This is a genomic window from Glutamicibacter mishrai (assembly GCF_012221945.1).
In the GTDB taxonomy this organism is placed as follows: domain Bacteria; phylum Actinomycetota; class Actinomycetes; order Actinomycetales; family Micrococcaceae; genus Glutamicibacter; species Glutamicibacter mishrai.
In genome coordinates this window covers 2,330,040-2,351,035 of sequence record NZ_CP032549.1, presented here as the reverse complement: position 1 = coordinate 2,351,035, position 20,996 = coordinate 2,330,040, and the positions used below count along the sequence as shown (strand labels likewise).

Sequence of the window (20,996 nt, the reverse complement as noted above, 5' to 3'; positions counted from 1 at the left end):
AAATTTGGTGGTTCCTCAGTCAGCAGAGAACAGTCATCTGGGTCAAGCTTAGCCAATTATTTGCGCAAATATCCCGGAAAACCCCAGAATGCCCACCCTTCACAGGACACACATATCTTGTGCATACAGCGCCCAAAGCGCTAAACAACACCGTAGTTGAGCATTCAACCAAGTCATACGCCAAAGAACTCCGAAGTTCCCGGCATGCACCTGTGCCGAAGCCGTGAGAGTGCGACACCTCACATGGCTTGGGAAAAAATTCAGTATGATTTCAATAGGAACGACTTTTTTCCATAGCCGTTCGCCCAGTGCAAGAGAAAAAATCAAATACTCAGTCATTCACTCAGAACCGACGAATCCGCACCCCGCCGGTGCACAGTTTGATCAAGCCAGGAGGTTTAAAGTGGGTACCCCAGCACCAAGCCAGAACACCGAGGAAACTTACGATTTGGTGGTCGTAGCCAACAGGCTGCCCGTAGACCGGATTACCAATCCCGACGGGTCGCAAGGTTTCCGGCGCTCCCCCGGAGGCCTGGTGACAGCTCTTGCTCCGATCATGGCAGCTTCGGACGGCGCTTGGGTTGGCTGGCATGGTGGCATCGACGAAGAACTGGAGAGCTTCGATAAAGATGACATCCACATGGTGCCCGTGCCACTGAGCGAAGATGACCTGGAGCTGTACTACGAGGGCTTCTCCAATTCCACGCTGTGGCCGCTCTATCACGATGTGATCGTTCCCCCTGAATACCACCGCACGTGGTGGGACCGCTATAAGAAGATCAACCAGCGTTTTGCCGATGCCGTTCTGAAAATCGCAGCCCCCAATGCCACGGTGTGGGTCCACGATTACCAACTGCAGCTGGTACCCCAGATGATCCGCCTGGCGCGACCGGATCTGAAAATCGGATTCTTCCTGCATATCCCATTCCCTGCAGCCAGCCTCTTCTCCCAGCTGCCATGGCGCAAGCAAATCCTGCAAGGGCTGGCCGGCGCGGACCTTGTCGGGTTCCAGCGCGAAACCGACGCCTCCAACTTCCTGCGTTGCCTGCGCCGCTTCACCGAATACTCCACCAAGGGCGATGTGGCTACTCCCCCGGCCGGCCACCAAATGCAGAACCTCTGCCGGGCCAAGGCCCACCCGATCTCGATCGATACCGAGCAGATTGCCAAGCTCTCGCGCGACCCGCAAATCATCGCCCGCGCCGGACAGATCCGCAACGAATTGGGCAACCCTAAAACTGTCATCCTGGGCGTGGACCGCCTGGACTACACCAAGGGCATTCGCCACCGCCTCAAGGCCTACGGCGAATTGCTTGCCGACGAACAGCTGCGTGCCGGCGATGTCTGCCTGATCCAGGTGGCCAGCCCGAGCCGCGAGAACGTTGACACCTACATGGAGCTACGCGACCAGGTGGAATTGATGGTCGGGCAAATAACCGGCCAGCATGACACCCTGAGCCACACCACGCTGCGCTACCTGCATCAGTCCTATCCGCTGCGCGAAATGATCGCGCTGTACCTGGCTGCCGACGTTTTGCTGGTGACAGCGCTGCGCGATGGCATGAACCTGGTCGCCAAGGAGTTCGTCGCAGCCCATCAGGATGGCCGAGGCGTATTGGTGCTCTCTGAATACACCGGAGCGGCAGACCAGTTGACCCAAGCCGTACTGGTCAACCCGCACGATATCGACGGCATGAAAGACAAGATCATCCAGGCCGTGAATATGAGCGAAGCGGAACAGGATAAGCGCATGCGTCGAATGAACCGGCACCTGAAGGTCAATACCGTGGCCCGCTGGTCGGAAGTATTCCTCTCCGAGCTTGCCGAAATCAGCGCCGCTTCCTCGGCAGATGCCATCGCCCGATAGCCGGTTCCACGATTCCTACACACTCGACGGGAAACCACCTTGCCTGAGCTCGACCCGGAACTGCACGCCGCCTTGAGCGGCTTTGCAGCTCATCAGAAGATCCTTGTGGCCCTGGACTTTGATGGGACCATGTCGCCCATCGTCGATCGCCCCGAAGATGCCCGGCCACTGCCAGAATCAGCGGAGCTTTTCGAACAGCTCCGGCAGCTGCCCGGCGTTTTTGCCGCGCTCGTCTCCGGGCGCAACCTGGCCTCCCTGGCTCAGGTCTATCCCGAGCCAATGCCGGAATTCTGCATTGGCTCGCACGGCGCTGAGCGCCAGGTCCCCGAAACCTTCAAGGCTTCGTGGGTTGAAAAGCCGCTGAGCGCGGAGCAGAAGAACTTGTTGGCCCAGGTCACCGCAGAGCTAGCCGTGGTCGCTGACCGTCACGCCGAGGTGTCCTTGGAGTACAAACCATCGGCGACGGTGCTTCACGTGCGTCGTGCGGCTCCCCAGGCCGGTGCGGCGGCGCTGCACGAAGCCAAAACCGCTCTGCAACCTTTGGCAGGAGTCAAGTTGCTGGAAGGTAAAGCGGTCCTTGAAGCCTCGGTCCATCAGGGCGACAAGGGCGAGAGCCTGTCCTGGCTCAAGCACTTGTTACAGGTCGACGCGGTGCTTTTCATCGGCGATGACGTCACCGACGAAAACGGCTTCAAGGTCTTGGATTCCACTGATCTCGGGGTGAAGGTAGGTTCCGGGCCCACGGCAGCCACGCATCATATAGCGTCTCCGCAAGACTTGCCAGTGCTTTTGCAAAACCTGATTTCCATGCGACACTAAAGTGTCCTATTTCACTTTCACTATGGATCGTCGGGCACGTACCTGCCCGTGAAAGGATTGTCATCATGGCAACTGTGACCTTTGATAAGGCCACCCGTATCTACCCAGGCGCTCTCGTGCCCTCAGTGGATGCAATCGACCTGGAAATTCAAGACGGAGAATTCCTCGTGCTTGTGGGACCGTCGGGTTGTGGCAAGTCCACCACCCTGCGCATGCTCGCAGGTTTGGAAGAGGTCGATTCCGGTCGCATCCTCATTGGCGACAAGGACGTGACCAACGTTCCGCCAAAGGACCGCGACATCGCAATGGTCTTCCAGAACTACGCACTGTACCCTCACATGACCGTTGCCGAGAACATGGGCTTCGCACTGAAGATTGCAGGCGTCGACAAGGAAGAACGCAACCGTCGCGTTCAGGAAGCAGCCAAGCTTCTGGATCTGGAGCAGTACCTGAACCGCAAGCCAAAGGCACTCTCTGGCGGTCAGCGTCAGCGTGTGGCCATGGGCCGCGCAATCGTTCGCTCCCCTCAGGTCTTCTTGATGGATGAGCCGCTGTCCAACCTGGATGCGAAGCTGCGTGTGCAGACTCGTACCCAGATCGCGTCGCTGACTCGTCGTCTCGGTGTCACCACCGTGTACGTGACTCACGACCAGGTTGAAGCACTGACCATGGGCGACCGAGTTGCAGTGCTCAAGGATGGCGAACTGCAGCAGGTTGGCACTCCTCGTGAACTATACGACCGTCCGCGCAACGTTTTCGTTGCCGGCTTCATCGGCTCCCCAGCCATGAACTTGGTCAAGCTGGAATCCGCCAATGGACAGGTAGCCTTCGGGTCGACCCTTGTTCAGGCTCCAGGCGCACAAGGTGGAACCACGCTGGGCTTCCGTCCAGAAGATATCGAGATTGTAGGTGCTGGCGAAGGCGTAGAGATCGTCGTCGATGTCGTCGAAGAACTCGGCGCTGATGCTTACATCTATGGTTCTGCTGAACTAGCCGGCGAAACCCAGATGATCGTGGTTCGTGTTGATGGCCGTACGCCACCAGCTCGAGGCCAGAAGCTGAACATTGCACCTCTTCTGCAGCACGTTCACCTGTTTGATACAGAGAGCGGTCTGCGTCTAGACGAAGCCTAGGAACAGTAAAGCTGAGGGGCAGAAAACTATCTTTTCTGCCCCTCAGCTTTTGGCTTTAACTACTGTGTTAAACATCGAAGGCCCCGAACTTGCGTTCGGGGCCTTCGGCAAATTATGCCCGGCGATGACCTACTCTCCCACACCCTCCCGAGTGCAGTACCATCGGCGCTGTGGGTCTTAGCTTCCGGGTTCGGTATGGGACCGGGCGTTTCCCCCACGCTATGATCGCCGTAACTCTATACCTCATGGCTAACCATGGGAAAACTACGGTGTCATTCGCGATTGCGACAACTCCATAACTATATCAGGCGTGCCGTTCACGTGCCAATCCAGAGGGCGTAGCAGAGGGTGTCCTTCGCCATACCGCCAGTAGCGTTCAGCTCCAGATATTCTCACCACGCAGGGTGACTTCTGCCCCGCCATCGCAGTAAATCGTCTGGCCTGTCACGTGGGTGTTTTCTTCACTCGTGAGCCATAGAAGCAGCTTCGCAATAACAGATGCCTCCGAGTGGTAATTCAGTGGCATGGGGACGTTGGAGTCCACCATTGCACGCCCTTCCTCCGTGGCCAGCATCGAGCGCGTCATATTGGTAATGACGGTGCCAGGTGCCACTGCATTCAACGGAATGCCAGCGCCAGCCCATCGTGGCATGATGCACTCACGGCGAACCCAACGGCTCAAGGCCCGCTTCGAAGATGGGTAGTTGAGGTAGCCTTCTCGTGGTCCCGCGGCTTCCAGCTGAGCACCGATAGCAAGAGCAGTCGATTCGTCACCGTCTAGCATTGCGTCCACGAGCTTCGGAGAATTCTGCTGGACTGAAGCCATCGAGGAAACAACAACCGCCCTTGGAGCATTAGCCTTGGCCATTGCAGGGGCAAGTCCCTCCAGGAACTGGGTCACGCCGAAATAGTTGACAGCAACGGTCAAGGCCTTGGGAGCCGAAATGCCAGCCGCAGCGATTACTGCGTCGATAGCAGTGCCCTGCGCCTTCTCTAAAGTCTTCCTGACGGCCTCCTTGCGTCCCTCAGGCGTAGACAGATCTGCAACGACATCCGATTCGTTCAGGTCTACTCCAATGACGCGGTCGCCACGGGACGCGATCATCTCAGCTGTCGTCGCACCAATGCCAGAGGCAGCTCCGGTCACAACGTAAGTCCGCATATTTACTACTCTCTCCCTAGACCGTTCACGGTAGTCGCTCATTCGGACGCACAGCCGAAACGTGAATGTGCTGTACTTCCAGAGTATGGCGATTCGCGAAAGGGGCTCGAACAACGTTGACTTAGGCAAGGACTATGCGACGCCGAATCTTTTTCAAGCCGATCATCATGCTGCTGGTTTGGTTGGTGCAGGCCGGCAAGCACGCACCGCTTAAACAAAACAAGGGAACCAGGCCCAACAACCCGAACTCCCCCACCAACACCAACACCCAGCAACCCACTGAACTGAGCTCTTAAACAAGAAAAGGGGCGAGCTGATAGCCCACCCCGCCAACACCAGGCCAGCCCAAACCGGCACCAACTAATACCAGGCCAGCAGCAGCACTGGTTAAACAGGTGAGGCCCCAACACACTGTGTCAGGGCCTCAAACCATATTAGGTTAAGTCCGGCGGTGACCTACTCTCCCACACCCTCACGAGTGCAGTACCATCGGCGCAATGGGCCTTAGCTTCCGGGTTCGGTATGGGACCGGGCGTTTCCCCCACGCTATGACCGCCGTAACAATCACGAAGCACACAAACCAAACAACTTGGTCATGTTTTCCGGTGTTAAAACGTCTTATATTTGTTTTCAGGTGATTACGGGTTGTTGTCTCGTAACCGCATAGTGAACGCGAACAGCATTGAAATCATTAGTTCAAATATTGTTATATTGTGTGTTGAAAGTCATCGGCCTATTAGTACAGGTCAGCTACACAAGTCTTCAGTCCTTGCTTCCACATCCTGCCTATCAACCCAGTGGTCTAGCTGGGGGCCTCACACACTCAAGGTGCATGGAAATCTCATCTCGAAGCAGGCTTCCCGCTTAGATGCTTTCAGCGGTTATCCCTTCCCAACGTAGCTAATCAGCGATGCACTTGGCAGTACAACTGACACACCAGAGGTTAGTCCGTCCCGGTCCTCTCGTACTAAGGACAGCCCTTCTCAAATTTCCAACGCGCGCAGCGGATAGGGACCGAACTGTCTCACGACGTTCTAAACCCAGCTCGCGTACCGCTTTAATGGGCGAACAGCCCAACCCTTGGGACCTACTCCAGCCCCAGGATGCGACGAGCCGACATCGAGGTGCCAAACCATGCCGTCGATATGGACTCTTGGGCAAGATCAGCCTGTTATCCCCGAGGTACCTTTTATCCGTTGAGCGACGGCCCTTCCACGAGGTGCCGCCGGATCACTAGTCCCGACTTTCGTCCCTGCTCGAGCTGTCACTCTCACAGTCAAGCTCCCTTGTGCACTTACACTCAACACCTGATTGCCAACCAGGCTGAGGGAACCTTTGGGCGCCTCCGTTACATTTTAGGAGGCAACCGCCCCAGTTAAACTACCCATCAGGCACTGTCCCTGAACCAGATCATGGTCCGAAGTTAGGTGACCGGTACAGCCAGAGTGGTATTTCAACGATGACTCCACCTGAACTAGCGTCCAAGCTTCAAAGTCTCCCACCTATCCTACACAAGCTGCACCGAACACCAATACCAAACTATAGTAAAGGTCTCGGGGTCTTTCCGTCCTGCTGCGCGTAACGAGCATCTTTACTCGTACTGCAATTTCGCCGAGTTCATGGTTGAGACAGCGGGGAAGTCGTTACTCCATTCGTGCAGGTCGGAACTTACCCGACAAGGAATTTCGCTACCTTAGGATGGTTATAGTTACCACCGCCGTTTACTGGGGCTTAAATTCTCAGCTTCGCCACAAAAGTGACTAACCAGTCCTCTTAACCTTCCAGCACCGGGCAGGAGTCAGTCCGTATACATCGTCTTGCGACTTCGCACGGACCTGTGTTTTTAGTAAACAGTCGCTTCCCCCTGGTCTCTGCGGCCCACACCCGCTCACAACTGCAAGAGCTGATCACGAGGCAGGCCCCCCTTCTTCCGAAGTTACGGGGGCATTTTGCCGAGTTCCTTAACCATGATTCTCTCGATCGCCTTAGTATTCTCTACCTGATCACCTGTGTCGGTTTGGGGTACGGGCGGACTGGGACCTCGCGCCGATGCTTTTCTAGGCAGCATAGGATCACCGAATCACCCCAAAAAATGGGGCGCCTATCAGGTCTCAGAAACAATTGAGCGGCGGATTTGCCAACCACTCTTCCTACACCCTTGGACCAGGTCAATTCCATTGCCTGGCTCGGCTACCTTCCTGCGTCACACCTGTTAATACGCTGACCTCACTGCATCGGTTCCCACCACATCAACCAACAAGACACCCGAAGGCATCAACACTGGAATCCGTCATGGTTAGCATCCACAGCTCAGTATGGGCGGTCCTTCGCCGGTACGGGAATATCAACCCGTTATCCATCGACTACGCCTGTCGGCCTCGCCTTAGGCCCCGACTAACCCAGGGCAGATTAGCTTAACCCTGGAACCCTTGATCATTCGGCGGACGGGTTTCTCACCCGTCATTCGCTACTCATGCCTGCATTCTCACTCGTATAGCGTCCACCGCTGGTTTCCACCGCGACTTCACCCGCTATACGACGCTCCCCTACCCATCCAAACGCCCAACAAAAGCCAGGCAAATATTTGAATGACGCAACTTCGGCGGTGTGCTTGAGCCCCGCTACATTATCGGCGCGGAATCACTTGACCAGTGAGCTATTACGCACTCTTTCAAGGGTGGCTGCTTCTAAGCCAACCTCCTGGTTGTCACAGCAACTCCACATCCTTTCCCACTTAGCACACGCTTAGGGGCCTTAGTTGGCGTTCTGGGCTGTTTCCCTCTCGACTATGAAGCTTATCCCCCACAGTCTCACTGCTACGCTCTCACTTACCGGCATTCGGAGTTTGGCTAAGGTCAGTAACCTTGTAGGGCCCATCGCCTATCCAGTAGCTCTACCTCCAGCAAGAAACACGTAACGCTGCACCTAAATGCATTTCGGGGAGAACCAGCTATCACGAAGTTTGATTGGCCTTTCACCCCTACCCACAGCTCATCCCCTCCATTTTCAACTGAAGTGGGTTCGGTCCTCCACACGCTCTTACACGCGCTTCAACCTGGCCATGGGTAGATCACTTCGCTTCGGGTCTAGACCGTGCCACTCAAACGCCCTATTCAGACTCGCTTTCGCTACGGCTACCCCACACGGGTTAACCTCGCGACACAGCACTAACTCGCAGGCTCATTCTTCAAAAGGCACGCCATCACCCAGGAACAAGTCCCAGGCTCTAACGGATTGTAAGCGCACGGTTTCAGGTACTATTTCACTCCCCTCCCGGGGTACTTTTCACCATTCCCTCACGGTACTGATTCACTATCGGTCATCAAGTAGTATTCAGGCTTACCAGGTGGTCCTGGCAGATTCACACAAGGTTTCACGGGCCCCGTGCTACTCGGGTATCAACACTAGAACGGCAGACACGCATTACACCTACGGGACTATCACCCTCTATGGTCCGGCATTCCAACCGATTCACCTATACGCCTGCACCTCATCCCACCAGCAAGATAGCACTGGTACATGTCAACCCCACAACCCCGATGATGCAACGCCTATCCGCTATCACACACCAACCGGTTTAGCCCCATCCGCGTTCGCTCGCCACTACTAACGGAATCACTATTGTTTTCTCTTCCTGCGGGTACTGAGATGTTTCACTTCCCCGCGTTCCCTCCACACAGCCTATACATTCAGCTGCAGGTCACACCACATAACATGGTGCGGGGTTCCCCCATTCGGAAATCCTGGTATCAACGTCCGGTTATCGACTCCACCAGGCTTATCGCAGATTCCCACGTCCTTCATCGGCTCTTGATGCCAAGGCATCCACCGTGCGCCCTTAAAAACTTCAACACAACATCAAAGTCTCAAGATATGAGCAATAAAACAATCTAACAAAATCACGCAGACAAGACTCAAACACCTAGATGACCCAAGGAAAAGGGCCACCAGACTCATCTCATCTGCAAGATGCTCGCGTTCACTATACAGTTCCCAAACAACAACCCCACACCCCCGCAACCACACCACCAACAAAGGCGGCACGTCCACGGCAAACACAGGACAAACACCGAAACACCAAGAACCCCGCCACCCAAGAAGAGAAACAACCAACCATCACAACACCAACCCCACAAGGGCCAGCACCACAACAACCGATCACATCATCCACCAGGGACGGAGGCTTGTTGCCTCAAAACCCAACAGCATGCCAAACCATACAAACCACACAACACCACCACCGCTTTTCCAACACCACAACAACCCAAAGGATCATCATGCTGCGTACTCACCAGCAACAACACCATGCAGCCACAGCCAGTACCCCACACACACCACACAACCCCACAAAGGATCAATCAGGCATGCATGCTTTCCAGTACTGAGTTCATTGATATTCCACCCATGAGCAACCCACCCGTACCACACTCGGGCACAGACATGGGCAACCATAATAATGGTTAGCTCCTTAGAAAGGAGGTGATCCAGCCGCACCTTCCGGTACGGCTACCTTGTTACGACTTAGTCCCAATCGCCAGTCCCACCTTCGACGACTCCCCCCACACAAGGTGGTTAGGCCATCGGCTTCGGGTGTTACCAACTTTCGTGACTTGACGGGCGGTGTGTACAAGGCCCGGGAACGTATTCACCGCAGCGTTGCTGATCTGCGATTACTAGCGACTCCGACTTCATGGGGTCGAGTTGCAGACCCCAATCCGAACTGAGACCGGCTTTTAGGGATTAGCTCCACCTCACAGTATCGCAACCCATTGTACCGGCCATTGTAGCATGCGTGAAGCCCAAGACATAAGGGGCATGATGATTTGACGTCATCCCCACCTTCCTCCGAGTTGACCCCGGCAGTCTCCCATGAGTCCCCACCACTACGTGCTGGCAACATGGAACGAGGGTTGCGCTCGTTGCGGGACTTAACCCAACATCTCACGACACGAGCTGACGACAACCATGCACCACCTGTGAACCAGCCCCGAAGGGAAACCCCATCTCTGGAGCGGTCTGGCACATGTCAAGCCTTGGTAAGGTTCTTCGCGTTGCATCGAATTAATCCGCATGCTCCGCCGCTTGTGCGGGCCCCCGTCAATTCCTTTGAGTTTTAGCCTTGCGGCCGTACTCCCCAGGCGGGGCACTTAATGCGTTAGCTACGGCGCGGAAAACGTGGAATGTCCCCCACACCTAGTGCCCAACGTTTACGGCATGGACTACCAGGGTATCTAATCCTGTTCGCTCCCCATGCTTTCGCTCCTCAGCGTCAGTAAATGCCCAGAGACCTGCCTTCGCCATCGGTGTTCCTCCTGATATCTGCGCATTTCACCGCTACACCAGGAATTCCAGTCTCCCCTACATCACTCTAGTCTGCCCGTACCCACCGCAGATCCGAGGTTGAGCCTCGGACTTTCACGGCAGACGCGACAAACCGCCTACGAGCTCTTTACGCCCAATAAATCCGGATAACGCTTGCGCCCTACGTATTACCGCGGCTGCTGGCACGTAGTTAGCCGGCGCTTCTTCTGCAGGTACCGTCACTTTCGCTTCTTCCCTACTGAAAGAGGTTTACAACCCGAAGGCCGTCATCCCTCACGCGGCGTCGCTGCATCAGGCTTCCGCCCATTGTGCAATATTCCCCACTGCTGCCTCCCGTAGGAGTCTGGGCCGTGTCTCAGTCCCAGTGTGGCCGGTCACCCTCTCAGGCCGGCTACCCGTCGTCGCCTTGGTGAGCCATTACCTCACCAACAAGCTGATAGGCCGCGAGTCCATCCCCCACCGATAAATCTTTCAACAACCCACCATGCAGTAGGAAGTCATATCCGGTATTAGACCCAGTTTCCCGGGCTTATCCCAGAGTCAGGGGCAGGTTACTCACGTGTTACTCACCCGTTCGCCACTAATCCACCCTGCAAGCAGGGCTTCATCGTTCGACTTGCATGTGTTAAGCACGCCGCCAGCGTTCATCCTGAGCCAGGATCAAACTCTCCATAAAAAACAAAAAGCCACCGAAACCCCTCGGAAAATAAGGGAGAATCAATGAAAAATCCTGGCGAATAAAAAACACTCAAGAACACTGCACGGGGGTGCAATGCCTCAAGCAAATGTTATGTATTCACCAAATAAAAATAATTCGGTATCAACAAACTTGGCACACTATTGAGTTCTCAAACAACAAACACTTACCGGTTCTCCATTACCCAACAATTCAGGCAATGATTTCGTCCAGCGTTATAATCTCAGTTATTTATTCCGCTCAAAATTACTTGAGCTTTTTCTGAGTGATTGTCGCCAGATTTGGTGTCAGCTTCAAGCTGACCTCGTTGCGGCGACAGATAAAAACTATACACAGGTTTTCGGAGAGTTACAAATCAGATTGCTACTTTTGGAGGTGACTGTGGTTACATCCATAAATCTCAGCTTCGGAGTGCGTTTGGAACCTCTCGTCCGTCCACGATTCGGGTGGTTGCCAACGGGCCGGAATCCGCAAGGTCGGTTCTACATCCTCGGCACCCAGCTCATGCCCATCCGTCAGACTTCTACGATCTGACACCCCTGGGCTCTACGTCTAAGACATTTTGATTAGATTGCCTCGGACTACCCCACTGACTTCTTTAACTCTGCATACCTACATCTGCCTGCGATGCGGTGCTCCACGAAGCTGCTCCACTCCTCGATAGTCCGAACAGCAAGTTGCGCCATTCCCGTCGAGACAAACTTTGTTGATGAATCGGGCCGTCCCTTTAGGAGGACGTAAAAGGTATGTATCAGTTCAGGACAGACGCATCGACTAAGGACTTGGCGCGTACAAAAGTGAAAGCTCCTCAGCCTTCAGAATACGAAACCTCCACAAAATCACTATTTGAAATGACATGTTTGAGCGCCCGCTAGAACAATCCCTGCATCGCTACCACCGTGCTTCGCCGCCTGGAGCTCAGCGCGTCGTGCTCGAGTTGAAGTCATATGGTCAAAAGACCATTCCCAATCTCGCGTCCAGGACAACCGAAAGCCCTGCGCGTTCGAATAACACCCGCTCGTGCGCGCCCTCTGAAAGGTCACGCCCGTATGTAGTGGTTTTAGCCTTCGTTCAATAAAGGGCGGCGGTACCAGACTTCTTATGAAGTTCTATTGCTACGACACCAACGATTCCTTTTTGTCACTGCCGCCCCAGCCATGTTGTGGCAATTTCGTTCCGTGAACGCTGCTCCTTCTCGACCTGCCCCGACGGCTGCAACCCAGCTTGGAATTGCGTTTCCTTCTATGCAGTCATAACCCGAGACGCCGAATAGTATTCGCAGCCCCGTCCAGGACGGAGAAGTCATGGCCATCAAGAAGTACCCGACGGGTCCAGTCCGCAAATAGTGGAACATACTTGCTAGTTCCGACAGCTCCTGCGACGGTGATCTGCTCTAGAGTCGTCAAACAAGTGGTTAGGTTTACATACTCGGCAACCCCGCACCGCCCTACCGCATCTGGATCACGAGATCCGCTTGCGCAGCAGCCGGCAATGAACTCTTAGAGGCAAGATCGGGTGTCTGAGTTATCTGTCTTACGCGGAAAGCCAGGAACAAAGCAGAAAGCCGATGCTCCGCGCCCTTTGTCTCTCCCAGTACTGCCCATGTGAAATACAGAGGTGTTGGTTGTGGGAGCGCCAAGATAGGAGACGCGTGTATCTTACGAATACGACTGCGACAAGGTTCGGCGACGCCGAAAAATCTATGGATTAGCTTCAAAAACGAAAGCGTCCGGACCTGTAGCCAGCAGGAACGAAAAATACTGCACCGGCTGGACGCATCCGTCGGTGCACTGCCCAAATGTTGCAGCCGTAGGGGCAACGAGTAAATCACGGTCAAGAAGCGCAAAGCGGATCAATATTCGAGCGCCAGGCACCATTTATGATCTGAAGGCCCTATAGCCCTACGAGCGCTGCCTGGATCTTATTTCTGGGCATAAAAAAATCGCGGAACCGAAGTTCCGCGATATTTGTGACCCCAACGGGATTCGAACCCGTGTTGCCGCCGTGAGAGGGCGGAGTACTAGGCCGCTATACGATGGGGCCGTATGCTGAAGAATAATCTTCAGCTCACCAAATTGCTTTGATGAAGCGCTGGGATACCAGGACTCGAACCTAGAATGACGGAACCAGAAACCGTTGTGTTGCCAATTACACCATATCCCAATATGACTTGCTATTCATTAGCTAGATCAGATAACCGATCAGCAATGAATGCCTTAGCACGAGATATAACTATACCTAAAAAGTTCCTCGAACGCACATCCAGAGCCCGGATACTCGAGTGATCTACAGCTCGTTAGCTATAACAACGACGAAATACATGGCTGCTCCGATCCTGAACACCTGTCCAGGCCACTGAAGTAGAGCTCCAGCGGTAAGCAGACCGTCGCAGAATGAACGAAGGACCCAGCTCATTGAGCTGGGTCCTTCGCATTTGTTATTGGTCGGGATAACAGGATTTGAACCTGCGACCTCGTCGTCCCGAACGACGCGCGCTACCAAACTGCGCCATATCCCGTGATCAAGAACGTTTTTACTCTACACCCGGAGCATTCTGATCTCATAATCCATCTGAGTCAGGAGCCCGAGAAGGAAATGGATATGGCGAAAAGCCGAGTCAGCTATATGCCTTTGCCAGGATTCAGAATATTCAGCGGGTCCAACAGACCTTTGATGCTCCGTTGCAGTTCAAGCACATCAGCCGATTGTTCCCAAGGCAGCCAGTCCTTCTTGATTAGTCCAACACCGTGTTCGCCCGTAATCGTTCCTCCCATCTCCAAAGCAATGCGAACTGAGCTCTCAACCGCACGATGCAAGCGTCCCAAAGGATCATCACCATCATCAGGTTCGACAGAAAAAGTAGGATGAAGATTGCCGTCGCCGACATGGGAAATCATTCGCATGTCTACTCGCTCTTGTTTGGCAGTCGCTTGAAGCCGGTGAACATACTCCACCATCTTGCTCTTGGGAATCGCGACGTCCTCACCGGTCCTATAGGCATCATCCTTGGTGTCGCCTCTACTCGTACGCCTCATTTCAATTAGTTCAGTAGCGCCATTGCTTCCCGAAGGACTTACTTCGACATCACGCTCGGCAAATACATCTCGGATCGCGTCTTCTTCACGAAGCGCGCCATATCCATCAAGCCTGGCTAACAACATCGCGCCACCTGATGCAGACAGATTTGTTGAATACTGCTCGTCCAATACCTGCATGGTTGCATGGTCGACGAGTTCCAGAATCGCCGGCTGGATCCTGGCTCTAGCGATGAGCTGCACGCCGTGTACTGCTTCTTCCAAAGAGGGGAATACTAAGGAGATGTCGCGCTGGTCGACAGGCAAGTAACGCAATCGAATCACAGCTCGCACCACAATCCCCAAGGTTCCCTCAGAACCTGTAAATAGCGCCGCTAGGTCATAGCCGGCTACTCCCTTGAACGTATTCTTTCCAACCCGTATCAAACGACCATCAGCAAGAACCACATCCAGCGACAGTACTGACTCACGCGTAACGCCATATTTTGCACAGCGCAGACCACCCGCATTAGTAGCAACGTTCCCGCCGAGGGTAGACATCTTGTAGCTTGCCGGATCAGGGGCGTACATCAAACCGAATTCGGCGACGGCCGTGTTCAAGTCGTGATTGATGACGCCCGGTTCCACGATTGCTATTTCATCGTCAGGACGAATCTCCAGGATCCGGTTCATTTTGCTCAGGTTCAGAACAATAGCTGGGCCTAAAACATGGACTCCGCCCGATACCCCTGTTCCGGCTCCACGACTAATTACTGGGACACCAAATTCTGTAGCCAGCCGCATTACCCGCTGAACTTGTTCCACTTCCGTCGGTACAACGACGGCAATGGGACGAATTGGCTCTTCGGCGAGCTGCCCAAAATCTCTTGAGTTTTCCGACAGAACGGATTCATCATGGACTAGTGCTTCTTCGGGAAGAACCTCAGTGAGGCGATCAAGAAAAGCCAGTTGCTTATTAGACATCTTTGTCTCCACAGTCGCAGGGGATTTGAACTTACCCTAGACCCTACGATCAAAGACCTTAGACAGAGAAATCGTGACTGTGCTCGTTGCTGGTTTGGTTGGTGCAGGCCGGCAAGCACGCACCGCTTAAACAAAACAAGGGAACCAGGCCCAACAACCCGAACTCCCCCACCAACACCAACACCCAGCAACCCACTGATCTGAGCTCTTAAACAAGAACAAGGGGCGAGCTGATAGCCCACCCCGCCAACACCAGGCCAGCCCAAACCGGCACCAACTAATACCAGGCCAGCAGTACTGGTTAAACAGGTGAGGCCCCAACACACTGTGTCAGGGCCTCAAACCATTTTCAGGTTAAGTCCGGCGGTGACCTACTCTCCCACACCCTCACGAGTGCAGTACCATCGGCGCAATGGGCCTTAGCTTCCGGGTTCGGTATGGGACCGGGCGTTTCCCCCACGCTATGACCGCCGTAACAATCACGAAGCACACAAACCAAACATCTTGGTCATGTTTTCCGGTGTTAAAACGTCTTATATTTGTTTTCAGGTGATTACGGGTTGTTGTCTCGTAACCGCATAGTGAACGCGAACAGCATTGAAATCATTAGTTCAAATATTGTTATATTGTGTGTTGAAAGTCATCGGCCTATTAGTACAGGTCAGCTACACAAGTCTTCAGTCCTTGCTTCCACATCCTGCCTATCAACCCAGTGGTCTAGCTGGGGGCCTCACACACTCAAGGTGCATGGAAATCTCATCTCGAAGCAGGCTTCCCGCTTAGATGCTTTCAGCGGTTATCCCTTCCCAACGTAGCTAATCAGCGATGCACTTGGCAGTACAACTGACACACCAGAGGTTAGTCCGTCCCGGTCCTCTCGTACTAAGGACAGCCCTTCTCAAATTTCCAACGCGCGCAGCGGATAGGGACCGAACTGTCTCACGACGTTCTAAACCCAGCTCGCGTACCGCTTTAATGGGCGAACAGCCCAACCCTTGGGACCTACTCCAGCCCCAGGATGCGACGAGCCGACATCGAGGTGCCAAACCATGCCGTCGATATGGACTCTTGGGCAAGATCAGCCTGTTATCCCCGAGGTACCTTTTATCCGTTGAGCGACGGCCCTTCCACGAGGTGCCGCCGGATCACTAGTCCCGACTTTCGTCCCTGCTCGAGCTGTCACTCTCACAGTCAAGCTCCCTTGTGCACTTACACTCAACACCTGATTGCCAACCAGGCTGAGGGAACCTTTGGGCGCCTCCGTTACATTTTAGGAGGCAACCGCCCCAGTTAAACTACCCATCAGGCACTGTCCCTGAACCAGATCATGGTCCGAAGTTAGGTGACCGGTACAGCCAGAGTGGTATTTCAACGATGACTCCACCTGAACTAGCGTCCAAGCTTCAAAGTCTCCCACCTATCCTACACAAGCTGCACCGAACACCAATACCAAACTATAGTAAAGGTCTCGGGGTCTTTCCGTCCTGCTGCGCGTAACGAGCATCTTTACTCGTACTGCAATTTCGCCGAGTTCATGGTTGAGACAGCGGGGAAGTCGTTACTCCATTCGTGCAGGTCGGAACTTACCCGACAAGGAATTTCGCTACCTTAGGATGGTTATAGTTACCACCGCCGTTTACTGGGGCTTAAATTCTCAGCTTCGCCACAAAAGTGACTAACCAGTCCTCTTAACCTTCCAGCACCGGGCAGGAGTCAGTCCGTATACATCGTCTTGCGACTTCGCACGGACCTGTGTTTTTAGTAAACAGTCGCTTCCCCCTGGTCTCTGCGGCCCACACCCGCTCACAACTGCAAGAGCTGATCACGAGGCAGGCCCCCCTTCTTCCGAAGTTACGGGGGCATTTTGCCGAGTTCCTTAACCATGATTCTCTCGATCGCCTTAGTATTCTCTACCTGATCACCTGTGTCGGTTTGGGGTACGGGCGGACTGGGACCTCGCGCCGATGCTTTTCTAGGCAGCATAGGATCACCGAATCACCCCAAAAAATGGGGCGCCTATCAGGTCTCAGAAACAATTGAGCGGCGGATTTGCCAACCACTCTTCCTACACCCTTGGACCAGGTCAATTCCATTGCCTGGCTCGGCTACCTTCCTGCGTCACACCTGTTAATACGCTGACCTCACTGCATCGGTTCCCACCACATCAACCAACAAGACACCCGAAGGCATCAACACTGGAATCCGTCATGGTTAGCATCCACAGCTCAGTATGGGCGGTCCTTCGCCGGTACGGGAATATCAACCCGTTATCCATCGACTACGCCTGTCGGCCTCGCCTTAGGCCCCGACTAACCCAGGGCAGATTAGCTTAACCCTGGAACCCTTGATCATTCGGCGGACGGGTTTCTCACCCGTCATTCGCTACTCATGCCTGCATTCTCACTCGTATAGCGTCCACCGCTGGTTTCCACCGCGACTTCACCCGCTATACGACGCTCCCCTACCCATCCAAACGCCCAACAAAAGCCAGGCAAATATTTGAATGACGCAACTTCGGCGGTGTGCTTGAGCCCCGCTACATTATCGGCGCGGAATCACTTGACCAGTGAGCTATTACGCACTCTTTCAAGGGTGGCTGCTTCTAAGCCAACCTCCTGGTTGTCACAGCAACTCCACATCCTTTCCCACTTAGCACACGCTTAGGGGCCTTAGTTGGCGTTCTGGGCTGTTTCCCTCTCGACTATGAAGCTTATCCCCCACAGTCTCACTGCTACGCTCTCACTTACCGGCATTCGGAGTTTGGCTAAGGTCAGTAACCTTGTAGGGCCCATCGCCTATCCAGTAGCTCTACCTCCAGCAAGAAACACGTAACGCTGCACCTAAATGCATTTCGGGGAGAACCAGCTATCACGAAGTTTGATTGGCCTTTCACCCCTACCCACAGCTCATCCCCTCCATTTTCAACTGAAGTGGGTTCGGTCCTCCACACGCTCTTACACGCGCTTCAACCTGGCCATGGGTAGATCACTTCGCTTCGGGTCTAGACCGTGCCACTCAAACGCCCTATTCAGACTCGCTTTCGCTACGGCTACCCCACACGGGTTAACCTCGCGACACAGCACTAACTCGCAGGCTCATTCTTCAAAAGGCACGCCATCACCCAGGAACAAGTCCCAGGCTCTAACGGATTGTAAGCGCACGGTTTCAGGTACTATTTCACTCCCCTCCCGGGGTACTTTTCACCATTCCCTCACGGTACTGATTCACTATCGGTCATCAAGTAGTATTCAGGCTTACCAGGTGGTCCTGGCAGATTCACACAAGGTTTCACGGGCCCCGTGCTACTCGGGTATCAACACTAGAACGGCAGACACGCATTACACCTACGGGACTATCACCCTCTATGGTCCGGCATTCCAACCGATTCACCTATACGCCTGCACCTCATCCCACCAGCAAGATAGCACTGGTACATGTCAACCCCACAACCCCGATGATGCAACGCCTATCCGCTATCACACACCAACCGGTTTAGCCCCATCCGCGTTCGCTCGCCACTACTAACGGAATCACTATTGTTTTCTCTTCCTGCGGGTACTGAGATGTTTCACTTCCCCGCGTTCCCTCCACACAGCCTATACATTCAGCTGCAGGTCACACCACATAACATGGTGCGGGGTTCCCCCATTCGGAAATCCTGGTATCAACGTCCGGTTATCGACTCCACCAGGCTTATCGCAGATTCCCACGTCCTTCATCGGCTCTTGATGCCAAGGCATCCACCGTGCGCCCTTAAAAACTTCAACACAACATCAAAGTCTCAAGATATGAGCAATAAAACAATCTAACAAAATCACGCAGACAAGACTCAAACACCTAGATGACCCAAGGAAAAGGGCCACCAGACTCATCTCATCTGCAAGATGCTCGCGTTCACTATACAGTTCCCAAACAACAACCCCACACCCCCGCAACCACACCACCAACAAAGGCGGCACGTCCACGGCAAACACAGGACAAACACCGAAACACCAAGAACCCCGCCACCCAAGAAGAGAAACAACCAACCATCACAACACCAACCCCACAAGGGCCAGCACCACAACAACCGATCACATCATCCACCAGGGACGGAGGCTTGTTGCCTCAAAACCCAACAGCATGCCAAACCATACAAACCACACAACACCACCACCGCTTTTCCAACACCACAACAACCCAAAGGATCATCATGCTGCGTACTCACCAGCAACAACACCATGCAGCCACAGCCAGTACCCCACACACACCACACAACCCCACAAAGGATCAATCAGGCATGCATGCTTTCCAGTACTGAGTTCATTGATATTCCACCCATGAGCAACCCACCCGTACCACACTCGGGCACAGACATGGGCAACCATAATAATGGTTAGCTCCTTAGAAAGGAGGTGATCCAGCCGCACCTTCCGGTACGGCTACCTTGTTACGACTTAGTCCCAATCGCCAGTCCCACCTTCGACGACTCCCCCCACACAAGGTGGTTAGGCCATCGGCTTCGGGTGTTACCAACTTTCGTGACTTGACGGGCGGTGTGTACAAGGCCCGGGAACGTATTCACCGCAGCGTTGCTGATCTGCGATTACTAGCGACTCCGACTTCATGGGGTCGAGTTGCAGACCCCAATCCGAACTGAGACCGGCTTTTAGGGATTAGCTCCACCTCACAGTATCGCAACCCATTGTACCGGCCATTGTAGCATGCGTGAAGCCCAAGACATAAGGGGCATGATGATTTGACGTCATCCCCACCTTCCTCCGAGTTGACCCCGGCAGTCTCCCATGAGTCCCCACCACTACGTGCTGGCAACATGGAACGAGGGTTGCGCTCGTTGCGGGACTTAACCCAACATCTCACGACACGAGCTGACGACAACCATGCACCACCTGTGAACCAGCCCCGAAGGGAAACCCCATCTCTGGAGCGGTCTGGCACATGTCAAGCCTTGGTAAGGTTCTTCGCGTTGCATCGAATTAATCCGCATGCTCCGCCGCTTGTGCGGGCCCCCGTCAATTCCTTTGAGTTTTAGCCTTGCGGCCGTACTCCCCAGGCGGGGCACTTAATGCGTTAGCTACGGCGCGGAAAACGTGGAATGTCCCCCACACCTAGTGCCCAACGTTTACGGCATGGACTACCAGGGTATCTAATCCTGTTCGCTCCCCATGCTTTCGCTCCTCAGCGTCAGTAAATGCCCAGAGACCTGCCTTCGCCATCGGTGTTCCTCCTGATATCTGCGCATTTCACCGCTACACCAGGAATTCCAGTCTCCCCTACATCACTCTAGTCTGCCCGTACCCACCGCAGATCCGAGGTTGAGCCTCGGACTTTCACGGCAGACGCGACAAACCGCCTACGAGCTCTTTACGCCCAATAAATCCGGATAACGCTTGCGCCCTACGTATTACCGCGGCTGCTGGCACGTAGTTAGCCGGCGCTTCTTCTGCAGGTACCGTCACTTTCGCTTCTTCCCTACTGAAAGAGGTTTACAACCCGAAGGCCGTCATCCCTCACGCGGCGTCGCTGCATCAGGCTTCCGCCCATTGTGCAATATTCCCCACTGCTGCCTCCCGTAGGAGTCTGGGCCGTGTCTCAGTCCCAGTGTGGCCGGTCACCCTCTCAGGCCGGCTACCCGTCGTCGCCTTGGTGAGCCATTACCTCACCAACAAGCTGATAGGCCGCGAGTCCATCCCCCACCGATAAATCTTTCAACAACCCACCATGCAGTAGGAAGTCATATCCGGTATTAGACCCAGTTTCCCGGGCTTATCCCAGAGTCAGGGGCAGGTTACTCACGTGTTACTCACCCGTTCGCCACTAATCCACCCTGCAAGCAGGGCTTCATCGTTCGACTTGCATGTGTTAAGCACGCCGCCAGCGTTCATCCTGAGCCAGGATCAAACTCTCCATAAAAAACAAAAAGCCACCGAAACCCCTCGGAAAATAAGGGAGAATCAATGAAAAAATCCTGGCGAATAAAAAACACTCAAGAACACTA

General features: G+C 54.2%; 6 protein-coding genes, 3 tRNA genes and 7 rRNA genes. 4 read left to right on the top strand and 12 right to left on the bottom strand.

What is annotated here, in order from left to right; translation table 11 throughout:
• Positions 1 to 403: 403 nt before the first annotated feature.
• The 3 genes from D3791_RS11150 (at position 404) to D3791_RS11140 (ending at position 3,819) form a co-directional block, all read left to right on the top strand.
• Complete coding sequence (locus D3791_RS11150) at positions 404 to 1,867, top strand: alpha,alpha-trehalose-phosphate synthase (UDP-forming) (protein ID WP_246242034.1); 1,464 nt, start codon at positions 404 to 406, stop codon at positions 1,865 to 1,867.
• 39 nt (positions 1,868 to 1,906) lie between these two features.
• On the top strand, positions 1,907 to 2,686 hold the full coding sequence (gene otsB, locus D3791_RS11145) for a trehalose-phosphatase (protein WP_022874746.1): 780 nt from the start codon (positions 1,907 to 1,909) through the stop codon (positions 2,684 to 2,686).
• 65 nt (positions 2,687 to 2,751) lie between these two features.
• Positions 2,752 to 3,819 carry an ABC transporter ATP-binding protein gene (locus D3791_RS11140; protein WP_022874745.1) on the top strand — a complete coding sequence of 356 codons (1,068 nt, stop codon included), beginning with the start codon at positions 2,752 to 2,754 and terminating at the stop codon, positions 3,817 to 3,819.
• Positions 3,820 to 3,935: 116 nt separating this feature from the next.
• Here the strand turns inward: D3791_RS11140 and rrf (D3791_RS11135) are convergent.
• Both rrf (D3791_RS11135) and D3791_RS11130 read right to left on the bottom strand, forming a co-directional pair.
• Positions 3,936 to 4,052: ribosomal RNA gene (gene rrf, locus D3791_RS11135) — 5S ribosomal RNA — on the bottom strand.
• 143 nt (positions 4,053 to 4,195) lie between these two features.
• A complete protein-coding gene (locus tag D3791_RS11130; protein ID WP_172512233.1) occupies positions 4,196 to 4,981 on the bottom strand; it encodes an SDR family oxidoreductase in 786 nt (261 codons plus the stop codon).
• Between the two features lie 134 nt (positions 4,982 to 5,115).
• Here D3791_RS11130 and D3791_RS11125 point away from each other — a divergent pair, with 134 nt between their 5' ends.
• Positions 5,116 to 5,277 (top strand): hypothetical protein, encoded by a 162-nt coding sequence (locus D3791_RS11125; protein ID WP_172512232.1) that lies wholly within the window; start codon positions 5,116 to 5,118, stop codon positions 5,275 to 5,277.
• A gap of 147 nt (positions 5,278 to 5,424) precedes the next feature.
• On the opposite strand, the gene rrf (D3791_RS11120) is transcribed toward D3791_RS11125, so the two are convergent.
• From rrf (D3791_RS11120) to D3791_RS11075, 10 genes are all read right to left on the bottom strand, one after another.
• Positions 5,425 to 5,541: ribosomal RNA gene (rrf, locus tag D3791_RS11120) — 5S ribosomal RNA — on the bottom strand.
• Positions 5,542 to 5,696: 155 nt separating this feature from the next.
• Positions 5,697 to 8,833: ribosomal RNA gene (locus D3791_RS11115) — 23S ribosomal RNA — on the bottom strand.
• A gap of 620 nt (positions 8,834 to 9,453) precedes the next feature.
• A 16S ribosomal RNA gene (locus tag D3791_RS11110) occupies positions 9,454 to 10,979 on the bottom strand.
• Together the 16S, 23S and 5S rRNA genes form the textbook arrangement of a ribosomal RNA operon.
• A 1,991-nt stretch (positions 10,980 to 12,970) precedes the next feature.
• Positions 12,971 to 13,043: transfer RNA gene (locus D3791_RS11105), tRNA-Glu, on the bottom strand.
• 48 nt (positions 13,044 to 13,091) lie between these two features.
• Positions 13,092 to 13,163: transfer RNA gene (locus D3791_RS11100), tRNA-Gln, on the bottom strand.
• A 278-nt stretch (positions 13,164 to 13,441) separates the two neighbouring features.
• A tRNA-Pro gene (locus tag D3791_RS11095) sits at positions 13,442 to 13,518 on the bottom strand.
• A 103-nt stretch (positions 13,519 to 13,621) separates the two neighbouring features.
• Positions 13,622 to 14,998: an FAD-binding oxidoreductase gene (locus tag D3791_RS11090; protein WP_172512231.1), complete on the bottom strand. Its 1,377-nt coding sequence runs from the start codon at positions 14,996 to 14,998 to the stop codon at positions 13,622 to 13,624.
• A gap of 358 nt (positions 14,999 to 15,356) precedes the next feature.
• Positions 15,357 to 15,473: ribosomal RNA gene (rrf, locus tag D3791_RS11085) — 5S ribosomal RNA — on the bottom strand.
• A gap of 155 nt (positions 15,474 to 15,628) precedes the next feature.
• Positions 15,629 to 18,765: ribosomal RNA gene (locus D3791_RS11080) — 23S ribosomal RNA — on the bottom strand.
• Positions 18,766 to 19,385: 620 nt separating this feature from the next.
• Positions 19,386 to 20,911 (bottom strand): 16S ribosomal RNA (locus D3791_RS11075).
• Positions 20,912 to 20,996 lie beyond the last annotated feature (85 nt).